Annotated in this window: 10 protein-coding genes; 8 read left to right on the top strand and 2 right to left on the bottom strand. The window is 36.4% G+C overall.

Annotated features, from left to right (window positions below):
* Nucleotides 1-25 precede the first annotated feature (25 nt).
* The 8 genes from dinG (at nt 26) to AHA02nite_RS04470 (ending at nt 8,452) form a co-directional block, all read left to right on the top strand.
* Complete coding sequence (gene dinG / locus AHA02nite_RS04505) at nt 26-2,686, top strand: ATP-dependent DNA helicase DinG (RefSeq protein WP_146814807.1); 2,661 nt, start codon at nt 26-28, stop codon at nt 2,684-2,686.
* A 66-nt stretch (nt 2,687-2,752) separates the two neighbouring features.
* Entirely contained in the window at nt 2,753-3,520 is a 768-nt protein-coding gene (locus AHA02nite_RS04500) for a hypothetical protein (RefSeq protein WP_146814805.1), read from the top strand.
* 171 nt (nt 3,521-3,691) lie between these two features.
* Nucleotides 3,692-4,210, top strand: a complete 519-nt coding sequence (locus tag AHA02nite_RS04495; RefSeq protein WP_146814803.1) for a hypothetical protein — start codon at nt 3,692-3,694, stop codon at nt 4,208-4,210.
* A gap of 15 nt (nt 4,211-4,225) precedes the next feature.
* Entirely contained in the window at nt 4,226-5,407 is a 1,182-nt protein-coding gene (locus AHA02nite_RS04490; protein WP_146814801.1) for a pyridoxal phosphate-dependent aminotransferase, read from the top strand.
* A gap of 12 nt (nt 5,408-5,419) precedes the next feature.
* Nucleotides 5,420-6,712, top strand: coding sequence for an asparagine--tRNA ligase (gene asnS, locus AHA02nite_RS04485; RefSeq protein ID WP_146814799.1), 1,293 nt, complete (start codon nt 5,420-5,422; stop codon nt 6,710-6,712).
* A 64-nt stretch (nt 6,713-6,776) separates the two neighbouring features.
* Entirely contained in the window at nt 6,777-7,436 is a 660-nt protein-coding gene (locus AHA02nite_RS04480) for a DnaD domain protein (RefSeq protein ID WP_146814798.1), read from the top strand.
* A gap of 16 nt (nt 7,437-7,452) precedes the next feature.
* Nucleotides 7,453-8,103 carry an endonuclease III gene (gene nth, locus AHA02nite_RS04475; RefSeq protein WP_146814796.1) on the top strand — a complete coding sequence of 217 codons (651 nt, stop codon included), beginning with the start codon at nt 7,453-7,455 and terminating at the stop codon, nt 8,101-8,103.
* Nucleotides 8,104-8,107: 4 nt separating this feature from the next.
* The gene (locus tag AHA02nite_RS04470) at nt 8,108-8,452 is read left to right on the top strand and encodes a YpoC family protein (RefSeq protein WP_146814794.1); all 345 of its coding nucleotides are present in this window, start codon (nt 8,108-8,110) and stop codon (nt 8,450-8,452) included.
* A 416-nt stretch (nt 8,453-8,868) separates the two neighbouring features.
* Here AHA02nite_RS04470 and AHA02nite_RS04465 read toward each other — a convergent pair whose 3' ends face one another.
* Both AHA02nite_RS04465 and recU read right to left on the bottom strand, forming a co-directional pair.
* Nucleotides 8,869-11,463, bottom strand: a complete 2,595-nt coding sequence (locus AHA02nite_RS04465; RefSeq protein WP_170235967.1) for a transglycosylase domain-containing protein — start codon at nt 11,461-11,463, stop codon at nt 8,869-8,871.
* Complete coding sequence (recU, locus tag AHA02nite_RS04460; protein WP_146814791.1) at nt 11,456-12,076, bottom strand: Holliday junction resolvase RecU; 621 nt, start codon at nt 12,074-12,076, stop codon at nt 11,456-11,458. The genes AHA02nite_RS04465 and recU overlap by 8 nt, the downstream gene beginning before the upstream one ends.
* Between the last annotated feature and the right edge of the window lie 82 nt (nt 12,077-12,158).

Genomic DNA, 12,158 nt, shown 5'->3' with positions numbered 1-12,158 from the left:
GAATACATAGAAAGGGGGATTAAAAGTGGATCGTTATGTAGTAGTTGATTTAGAAACGACAGGCCATTCTGTTAAAAAAGGTGACGAAATTATTGAAATTGGCATTGTTGTATTAGAAGGTCATGAGATAGTTGAAGAATATGCAACAAAAGTAAAGCCCACAACAGAAATTCCTGTCTTTGTCTCTAATTTAACAGGTATACACCATGAAGACTTAACTGATGCACCTTATTTTAGTGAAATTATTCACGATTTAATCCCTATGTTTAACAATAGTTATTTCGTAGCTCATCAAGTGCAATTTGATTATGAATTTTTGAATGCGTCACTAGTAGCATCTGGGCATGAGCCTTTAAACTGTTTAACGATCGATACAGTTGAGTTGTCTCGAATACTTTTTCCTAAGTCTCCTGGATATAAATTATCTGAGATTACTCAGTATTTAGGAATCGAGCACGTTTCGCCACACCGAGCATTAAGTGATGCTTATGTAACAGCTTTATTATGGTTAGAAATAAAAAATAAATTACAACTATTGCCTTTTAAAACATTGGAGAACTTAATTCATTTTATTCCAAGTTTACATAGTGAATTAGAGGGTTGGTTTAATGCGTTAATAGAGACAAAACGCCATAATTATAGCCAACACCACAACTTAGTAGAACAACACGGTTTAATGGTGCGTCATTTAGTTGATCAACAAGAAGAACAGCCTTTATTGCCGGACCATTATGAAGATTTTGTTGAACATGTCTTTGAAAATAGTCTTAAACAGAAAAGGTCAGGCCAAAAAGAAATTGCTCAATTAATATATGATCAAATGTCGGTTCAAGAAAATGTTGTCATAGAAGCTGGGACTGGCTTAGGTAAGACAATCGGTTATTTAATCCCAAGTTTGTATAATGCAGCTAAGCAAGGTAAACGAACGGTTGTAAGTACGAGTACAATCCAGCTGCAAAACCAAATTATAAAAGAAGCCGATTTATTATCATTGAAATTAAAACAACCAATCACGATATCAGTTTTAAAAAGTCCAAAACATTACATTGATACAAAACGATTTAAAACTTATTTAGATCACTTTAATGAATTGGACAATTATGATGCCGTCTTAACTTTGGCAATGATTATTGTTTGGTTAACGGAAACAAAAACAGGTGATATTGATGAGTTACACCTTCCATCAAATGGCGTTAATATTTGGAAATATATTAATTGTTATCATCAAAATCAACGTGATGGTTCATTCTTTTATGAGGCTTTACGTCAAAGTGAACAAGCTAGTTTAGTCGTTGTGAACCATGCGTTTTTATTAAATTCAACGTTATATGGCCATGGTCGAATTCCAAAATTTAACCATGCCGTAATTGATGAGGCTCACCAATTCGAAAGTGTCGCTAGGGAGCAATTTTCTAAAGATTTAAGTTATGTAACAATTGTTCATTTACTTCAAGACCTGCAAAAAGTAGTTAACCATGATGTGATTGATCATGCTCGTTTTTATGCAGACGCTTTCTTTAGATCAGTTTATCAGTCAGTGGAATTTTTACACGGTGAAGATGATTTGTTAACCGATACAGGAAAAGCTCAATTAACAATCGGAGAAGAATATCTAAATTTGATGCTAAATGGTGAAGTGAAGGAGCACTTGAATCAGTTATTCATTTCAATTAACTACATTTTAGAGGAGCTAAAAAATAAAAAATCACTTAACAAGTGGCAAACAATTATTAGTAAGCACGCTTTTACGCAGTTAAATGAAATGATGAACACTTTTAAAGCGTTTTTTGATCCGTCTGTAAATGATGTTAGGTGGATTGAAATTGATCAATACGGTGCTAAAAATGCAGCCACGATTCATGTAGAACCAGTATCAGTAAGACATTATTTAGAGCAATTTTACGAAAAAGCTGATAACTTTATTTTCACGAGTGCTACGCTAAAAACAGGTCATTCATATAAACCATTTTTGGAAAGAACAGGGCTGCCTGAAAAAACGAACTGCCAAACATTCGACTCACCATTTAATTACGAACAACAGGCGAAAGTTTTAATCCCAAATAACATTCCTGATGTATCGAAGACTAAAGTTAACCATTATACAAGTTATGTTGCTGACTTTATTGAACGATATAGCACTCAAGTGAATGGGAAAATGTTAGTTTTATTCACCTCTTATGACATGCTAAGAATTGTATTTAAACATTTAAAGCGAATGAAATCACTGGATGGAAATACGATCATCGGCCAAGGAATATCGACCGGCAGCCGAGATAAATTGAAGAAGATGTTTGAAACAGAAGACCAAGTTGTTTTATTAGGGACAAATTCTTTTTGGGAAGGTATTGATTTAGTTGATGCCAACAAGTCAAAAACCGTATGTCTCGTTCGATTACCTTTTGAAACGCCAACACATCCATTCATATTGGCAAAAACCGAAGAATTGGAGATGGGCAATTATAATGTGTTTCAACATTTAGCACTTCCAATTGCCATTCAAAGGTTTAGACAAGCATTTGGAAGAATTATTAGAGATGAACAAGATAGAGGGGCTTTTATAATCCTTGATCAGCGAGTTATGAAGAAAGGTTATGGCAAACAATTTTTAAATTCATTACCTGAGACAACAGTTATACATGATGATTTAACGTCTATTATTACTCATGCAAAAAAATGGCTTTCATAATCAGCTAAGCTTTTACAAAATATATGGGTTAGATGTTTGATTAAATAATGGATAGGTGTTGACATCATGACCATTTGGCTTAAAATGTTTTTCGTAAGCGTCTTGTTGACGAGTTCGACTATGAGCTCTGTTGCAGAACGAGAATTAATATTTACACCTATTGATTCAGGTGACATGGCTATCTTACACTTAAATGATGATGAAATGTTCCTAATCAATACAGGAGATGAAAGAAGCTTAAGGTCTGTTGAAAAGACTTTAAATCAATGGCCTGATAAGAAGTTAAAAGGTATTTTAATTACTTCATCAAAATCGGAGAACTGCGGAAATTTAGAGAAGATATCAAAGTCTTGGGACGTTGAACATATTTATGTTTCTAATGAAAAAGAGATGGTTTGTAGCTTATCGAATGAAGACTATAATGTTCTATCACTTAATGAGCAAAATGTTATTGCTTTAAGTAATGACTTTTACATTAAATATATCGCCAAAGAAAATAGTGATAATGGTAATATTGTTTTATCGAATGATGTGTTTTCTGTTTATTGGTATGAAACAGATCAAAAGCTTAACGGTGAATTGAAAGGTAAAGTTCAACTCATCTATATCCCATCTTATATTAGTGCTAATATGATCCAACAAGATGAAATTAATAAAATTGACCCACAGATGGCAATTATTAATGAAAAAGACGATCCGCAGCGTAACCGACAAATGCACGACTTATTTCAAGAGTCATGGGTGGAGACCTATTTCTTGAAGAAGTTTATTGCTATTCATATATCAATTTATGATGGTGATTATGATGTTTATTTAGAAAGGTTAAACAAATAATGTTCTGTTTAAGCGATTGCTATATAAAGGTAGCAATCGTTTAAGTTTTGTAATTGAACATTCAAAAGTTTTTCTCAAAATATGTCTAAAAAACAGTAAAAACTTGTTATAATGAAGAAGTAATGTAACAATAAGTATTAGTTTTTATTTTAATGAAGAGGATGAATGTGCTTGTCGCTAAAACAATTTTTTAGCAATAAAATTGTATTATTAGTTGTTACTGTGCTTGCCATTTCAATGATGATCGCAGTTGTCCTATTTTCTTATTTTTATTTTGAAATTCAAGGGACGCACAATGAAGAACAACGAACTTATTCGAATATTGCAGTAGACCATTCACCAATTGAAACAATTGAAGACGATTTTTATTATAATGGTGAACAAACATACACAGTTGTTCAAGGTGTTGGTGACGGTGAGCGATATTTTACGTTTGTTCCTAAGAAAGACAATTTAGAAGAAGATGACATCAGTTGGGTTCTTGAGAGTGAGGGCGTCTCTAAAGATGATATTCTTTCTGAATGGCAACAAGAATGCTCGAACTGTAAACTATTACATATAACGCCTGGTATCATGAATGAGCGAACCATTTGGGAAGTCGTATTCGAAGATGATGATCGCATGTATTTTAGAACTTATTTATTCGAAACGGGCGAGCTTTATGACTCGATATCTTTTAGCAAAAATTAATAAGGAGAGATACATATGGAATTAGCAGATCGCGTACAATCGTTAACCCCATCCACAACTTTAGCGATTACGTCTAAAGCTAAAGCTTTGAAAGCTGAAGGTCATGACGTAATAGGATTAGGTGCTGGTGAGCCGGACTTTAACACACCGCAATATATCCTAGATGCTGCAAAAGAAGCAATGGAAGAAGGTAAAACTAAATATACAGCATCTGGAGGTCTACCTGAGCTTAAAGAGGCGATTATTCAAAAGTTTAAGCGAGATCAAGGTGTTGAATATAAAGATAACGAAATCATCGTTACGACAGGGGCAAAACATGCCTTATATACGTTGTTCCAAGTATTGTTAAACCGTGGTGATGAAGTTATTGTTCCAATTCCATATTGGGTAAGTTATCCAGAGCAGATTAAGCTCGCAGAAGGACAGCCAGTATATGTTAAAGCATCAGAAGATAACAGCTTTAAAATTACGCCAGAACAATTAGAAGAATCGGTTACTGAATATACAAAGGCCGTAGTTCTTAACTCGCCAAGTAACCCAACAGGCGTGTTGTATACAGCTGAAGAATTAAAAGCATTAGGCGAGGTAGCTTTAAAGCATAACATCTTCATTGTATCTGACGAGATCTATGAAAAGTTAATTTACGGCGATAAAGAACACGTTTCAATTGCGCAATTGTCTGATGAACTTAAAGAACAGACAATTATTATTAATGGTGTAAGTAAATCTCATTCGATGACAGGATGGAGAATTGGGTATGCAGCTGGTAATCAAACGATTATCCAAGCTATGACGAACTTAGCATCTCATGCCACGTCTAATCCAACATCAATTGCACAATATGCTGCGATTGCTGCATATAACCATTCTGAAGAAGAGATTGACAAAATGAAGGTCGCTTTTGAAGAGCGCTTAAATAAGTTGTATAATTGGTTGTTGGAAATTCCTAATGTAACATGTGTTAAGCCAGATGGTGCGTTCTACTTATTCCCGAATGTAAAAGCAGTTGTTGAACAATCACCGTTTGATTCTGTAGATGAATGGGTAAAACAGCTGTTAGAAGAAGAAAAGCTAGCAATAGTACCTGGGTCAGGCTTTGGTGCAGAGGATAATGTAAGGTTATCTTATGCAACTTCGTTAGATCAATTAGAAGAAGCAGCAGCAAGACTAAAACGTTTTGTTGAGAAGTATAGTTAGGAGGAAGTCGTTTTGAAAACAACAATAGCAAATGTTCATAAACACGTAAATGAAACAGTCACAATAGGTGTGTGGCTACATAATAAACGCTCAAGTGGTAAAATTGCCTTTTTACAACTACGAGACGGTTCTGGCTTTATTCAAGGTGTCGTTGCTAAAGCAGCTGTATCAGAAGAAGCTTTTGAGCAATCGAAAAATTTAACACAAGAAACGTCACTTTACGTTACAGGTAAAGTAGTAGAAGATACACGTAGCCCATTAGGTTATGAGTTACAAGTGTCTGATTTAGAAGTGATCCAAGAAGCGGTTGATTATCCAATCACTCCAAAAGAACATGGTACCGAGTTTTTAATGGACCACCGTCACTTATGGTTACGTTCAACGAAACAACATGCCATTATGAAAGTACGTAACGAAATCATCCGTTCAACATACGAATTTTTTAACAAAGAAGGCTTTGTTAAAGTTGACCCGCCTATTTTAACGGGAGCTTCAGCAGAAGGGACAACAGAATTGTTCCATACGAAATATTTTGATGAAGATGCTTATTTATCTCAAAGTGGACAACTTTATATGGAAGCAGCTGCGATGGCATTAGGACGTGTATTCTCATTCGGTCCAACATTCCGCGCTGAAAAATCTAAAACGAGAAGACATTTAATTGAGTTTTGGATGATTGAACCTGAGATGGCGTTTATGGACCATGAAGAAAGCTTACAAATGCAAGAAGAGTACGTTGCATATGTCGTGCAATCAGTTCTTGAAAATTGTAAAGTAGAGCTTGAAACATTAGAAAGAGATACGGCTCAATTAGAAAAGATAAAAGCGCCATTCCCTAGAATTACTTATACTGAGGCGATTCAATTCTTAAAAGATCAAGGCTTCGATGATATTGATTGGGGAGACGACTTCGGTGCACCACATGAAACAGCCATTGCAGAGGCTCATGACAAACCGGTGTTTATCACTCATTTCCCTGTTGAAATTAAAGCATTCTACATGAAGCCAGATCCGGACAATTCGGATGTTGCGCTATGTGCTGACTTAATTGCTCCTGAAGGCTATGGTGAGATTATTGGCGGTTCAGAACGTATTGATGATTATGAATTAATGGCTGAGCGCTACAAAGAGCACGAACTTGATGGGCCTGCATATGAGTGGTACTTACAGTTACGCCAATATGGCTCAGTTCCACATTCAGGTTTCGGACTAGGGTTAGAGCGTACCGTTGCATGGATTACTGGAATTGAACATATTCGTGAAACGATTCCTTTCCCACGCTTATTAAATCGTTTATACCCATAGAACTTACATGATGACTCAATTTGATTGAGTCATCTTTTCTATTCGAACTTAAGGGAGAGATTGTATGGAACTACCATTTTCCTATCAAAGACTTTTAACTGAACAAATTAATATCCCGAGTAAACTGTTAAACGATTACCATGAGCTTGGTTTAAATGAAGAAGATATAATAGTCATCTTGCAAATTATGAACTTACAAAAATCAGGCGAGTTATTACCGTCATTTGACCAAATTGCGAGTCATATGACGATCAATGCAAATGAAGTTGCGAATGTACTTAAGAAATTAAGAAACAACAATTATTTACAAATTGAACAAATAACTGATGAACAAAACGGCCAACATGAGTGGTATTGTTTATCACCATTGTTTGAGGCGCTATTTGAAGTAGAACAAGAATCAACGCAAGAAGAGGAAGGCAAATTATTTCAGTTATTTGAACAAGAGTTCGCTCGCACTTTATCACCGATTGAAATTGAAACCGTTAGTTATTGGTTAGATGAAGATCAATTCAAACCACCTTTAATAAAAGCAGCTTTACGAGAGGCTGTTCTCATGGGAAAGCTTAATTTCCGTTATATTGATCGTATTTTGAATGAATGGAAGAAAAAAGGTGTTCGTTCCGTTAATGATGTTAAACAATCATCTCAGCAAAAACAAAATCAACAAGCACCAAAAGAAAAGCGTGATACATCAGTTTATTATAATTGGTTAGAAGAATAGTGGGGAGGGGAAAAGGGTGTTAACGAAAAAAGATATTCGTTTTACTTTAGACACGTTAGCAGATATGTACCCTGATGCAGACTGTGAATTGACGCATGAAAATGAACTCGAATTGTTGATTGCTGTGGTTTTATCAGCACAAGCAACTGATGCATTAGTCAATAAAGTAACACCAGGTTTATTTGCTAAATATAAAACACCAGAAGACTATGTGAATGTTCCATTAGAAGAGCTACAAAATGATATCAAAAGAATAGGACTTTATAGAAATAAAGCTAAAAATATTCGTAAATTATGTGCTGATTTAATTGAAAAATATGACGGAAAAGTACCTGACGACTATGATGCGTTAATTAATTTAGCTGGTGTTGGTCGCAAAACGGCAAATGTCGTCATATCAGTTGCATTTGGGCAACCAGCAATAGCAGTTGATACGCACGTTGAGCGTGTCTCAAAGAGATTAGGTATTTGCCGTTGGAAAGATTCCGTTTTAGAAGTAGAGAAAACGTTAATGCGGAAGCTGCCTGAAGAGGAGTGGAGCGCAACACACCATCGCATGATTTTCTTTGGACGTTATCATTGTCAGGCGAAAACACCGAATTGTCCTGAATGTCCTTTATTAGACATTTGTCGCGAAGGTCAGAAGCGAATGAAGAAAAGAGGCTAATCCTATGAATGTGGAGGAAATCGAAAGTAAGTTCTCAAGTTGGGAAGAGATCTCTACTCATGTAGAGGAGTTAGCTGAATCTAGACAGTTTAAAGAAACGAAGAGTTATGTTTTAACTTACTTGGAAGAATTAAAACAAATCATCTTGTTGTGTAATCAATTGAATCCTTCTGATGTTAGTGAGGATTATTTTGATCAGTTACAATATGCGCCGATTAATGTAGGTGAGAGATTACAGTTTATTGAGACGAGATGTCATCATCGTCATGGTTACATTCAGTTGAATGAAATGTATAAAGAGATGAAGAAGAAGTATGCGATTGCAAAACTTAAACATCAAGCAAAATAAAAGATAGTGCCATATATTATATCTATACCCCAGCTAGGGACAAGACCGAATAAGTCCTCTAGCTGGGGTTTGTTATGTCAATTGTTGTCTTGCTCCTTAATAGGAATATTAACAAATTGATCAAAGTCAGACTTAATCATAACGCGGTGGAAATACACTTCACTTTCCATTGGCATGGCCTCAACTCCCCAAACTCGCTGCCGTGTCGCTTTGGGTGATTTTCAGCTCGCGCTGTTCCCATTGGAGTCTTCGTGTATTTCCACTGCTAGGTTAAACTTCCTGTTTAGCAAGTAGGTTTATGATCGATAGTGAACATAAAAAAGGTGACCCCTGATAGAATCGGGATCACCTTTTAGTTGTGTGTTTTAGTACTGTCCGCATTTTATGGTACAGTTTATAGGTTGCTCGCTATTATATTATTCCTCTTGGTCTTCCTCTTCAGAATCCTCTGGTGGATTTGTACCGGGTTCATCTTCGTCGTCAATTGGATCTTCTTCATCTTCTTCATTATCTTCATCTTCTTCATCGCCTTCACCATTGTCATCTTCTTCATTTCCGTTACCTTGACCGTTATCATTACCGTCACCGTTACCATTATCGTTTCCGTCTCCATTACCTTCTCCTGGTTCATCTTCTTCAGGTGGTTCTTCTTCATCTTCATCCTCACCGAAGAAGTCTTCCCAGAAGTCGGACTCTTCATCAGGAATATCGATGGATTCAGAGATAGGATCACTACGATTTTCATCATTATCGGCATCATAAGCAACGATTTCAAACGTATAAGTTTCACCTAGTTCAACGTCAGTGAATGTGTAGTCGAATTCTGACAAGTCAATTTGGTCAATCTCACTACCGTTTTCACTGATCGTTAATTCAAACTCAATGTCACGGTCTTCAGAGCCAGGATGACTCCACGTAGCTTCAATAATTTGCTCTTCTTCATCGAAATTCAGGTTGAGTGATTCAGCTGGTTCAACCATATCGTATTCATCCGATGTATCAGAAGGTTCATTACCTCTTACGAAAAGCTCAGTTATAATTTGATCATCTGGTGTAAATTCACTCGGTAACATCGCTGGACGAGAACCTCTTTCAATATCGACTTCAACAACTGAATCAGGGCGTGAGAAGTCTGATGTTTCTACACCATTAGAAAGTTGTTCCATCATACTTTGGAATAGTGGTCTAGTTCGACTCTGAACACCACCTTCATCATTTGAAGGGAATCCATTCCATACTGAAACCGTATAGTTTGTTGTATATCCAACAAGCCATGAGTCTATGTTCTCATTGGTTCCGGTTTTTGCAGCAACTGGCATGCCACCGAAGTTTAAACCACTTGCGGTACCGTTAGGATGAGCAATTGTATCTTTTAACATATCACTAATCATGTAAGCCGTGTAATCAGACATGGCTGGCTCTCCTTGGCGATCAACTTCCATCGTCTGACCGTCTCTAAATTCGATCATTTTAATCGTGTGTGGTTCATTATAAACACCTTCATTACCAAAGGCAGCGAATGCTCCAGCCATTTCATATGGGTTAGTTTGAATATCATTCACGCCACCGATAGGGTATGATTCGGCTACACTATTTTCAATTGAAGAAATTCCAAGTGACCTAGCGAACTCCCCAGCTTCTGCTCGGTCAATTTCATCACGAACATTCTGTACAGCCGGAACGTTTAATGAACGGTATAATGATTCACGCATGGTAACCCAACCGTTATAACTATCTCCAAAGTTACGGAAAGACTGCTCACCTTCACCATCCCAAGAATAATAAGCTTCAGATTGACTATCATTATACTGATGGTAAGTGGAAAATTCGTTTTGCTCGATCGCAGGTCCAAAGCTTACGATAGGTTTAATGGCTGAACCAGGCCCACGGTTACTATCAGTAGCATAGTTCCAACCACGGAAGTCATCTTTGTTTCTTCCTCCACCTATCGCCAGTACTTCACCGGTTGTAGTGTCCATTGCAACAACAGCTGCTTCTTGGCCTTCAGGATGATCAATTGGACCTTCATCACTTAATAAATGTTCAACATGTTCCTGTGCATTTGGGTCTAATGTTGTATGAATCGTTAAACCTGCTGTATACAAGTTCATGTCATCATCATCGATTAGCGATTCAGCTTCATCATAAACAGTTTCAATGAAGGCTGAATATTTAAGTTCACTTTCGTAGTCTTCTTGGATCATGTCTTCAACTGCGACACTTTTTGCTTCTTCAGCTTCTTCTTCAGTGATTTTTTCGTGTCTTACCATTAAATCTAATACAGTGTTTCTTCTTTGTTCAGCTAGGTCAGGATTTTCGATTGGGTTGTATGCGTTTGGACGTTGTGGCATACCGGCTAACAATGCCGCTTCCTCTAGAGTTAGATCGTTAAGGTCATCCTTACCGAAATAGACTTCAGCTGCTTTTTGAACACCATAAATACCATTACTGTAATAAATTTTATTTAAATACATCATTAAGATCTGTTCTTTTGAATACTCACGTTCTAGTTGTAATGCTAAATATTGTTCTTGGACTTTACGTTCCATTCTTTTGTCATTTGTAAGAAGGAAGTTTTTAATTACTTGTTGAGTAATCGTACTAGCACCTTGTGAACCGAATCCACCCGTTATGTTTGCCATAACTGCTCCACCAATACGTCGCATGTCTATTCCGCTATGGTCGTAGAACCTGACGTCTTCAGCGGCTAGCACAGCATCTTCCATAATAGGGGACAAGTCTTCATAATCAATAATAGTTCGATTTTCGGCTGCTAAGTCAGCTACTTCATTACCATCTCGATCTAAAATCGTTGTACTAGCAGGCACTTCTAATTCTTCCGCTGTTAATTCAGGTGCATTACTAATATAGGAATATAGAACACCTAAACCAATCACAAATGTAACGAGTCCGATGATTAGTAGACTTATAAAGACTTTTTTCCAGTTGATTTTTCTATTTTGTTTTTTGCTTTGTTTTTTAGCTTTACGACTTTTAACTTGTTCAGTCATTGCAATCTCCTCCGTTAATGTACACATCGTCGACTATCTGTAAATAGTTAACTTTAGCTTGAAGTTGAAATGGAATTAAATATCCATGTTCAGTTATAAAGTTATAAGGAAGTGACTTTCTTCCGCCGTTAAATTGTTCTTCCCACTTTGTTAAAAAAGGTGAAAGCGGCAATAAATAAGTTTCATTTATTGCAGTGAAGCGAATAATAAAGAAGGTCACTCCACCGTGCTCTTCAATCCGCTTCATATGTTCTACCTGGTGTGAATGAATATTGGTAAAAGGAAGCGACTGTTTATTTTTCGTTTCTTTTGCTTCGAAGTCAATATGCTTTCCTTTATATAAACCGTTAAAGTCAGTGGTAGATGGTTTTTGGTAGTATGCCTCCTTAATAACGGCTGCACTTCGTTTTGGATAATCGACTTGCACAACTTGAACCGGTGTCGGCTTTTTATGAATAACTGCTTTACCCGATTCTAAGTAATATTTATTCGTTTCTACTATTTCTTTTTCGAGGGTCATTCCCCTGTTGGCAAAAGCGTCGTTTGTTTTATAGGATTGTTTTTTAGGTGTGTGATTCTGACGCTTTTGGCGACTACCTTTTGGGTACTTCAACATGATTCCTCCTAACAATCCTATTATATCAAATTTTAAATAAAAAAGATTTGGATATACTGTGAATATAGTGAGCAATATA

Origin of the sequence: Alkalibacillus haloalkaliphilus (assembly GCF_007991275.1) — a bacterium.
GTDB classification, from domain to species: domain Bacteria; phylum Bacillota; class Bacilli; order Bacillales; family Alkalibacillaceae; genus Alkalibacillus; species Alkalibacillus haloalkaliphilus.
This window is presented reverse-complemented; position numbering and strand designations above follow the sequence as displayed.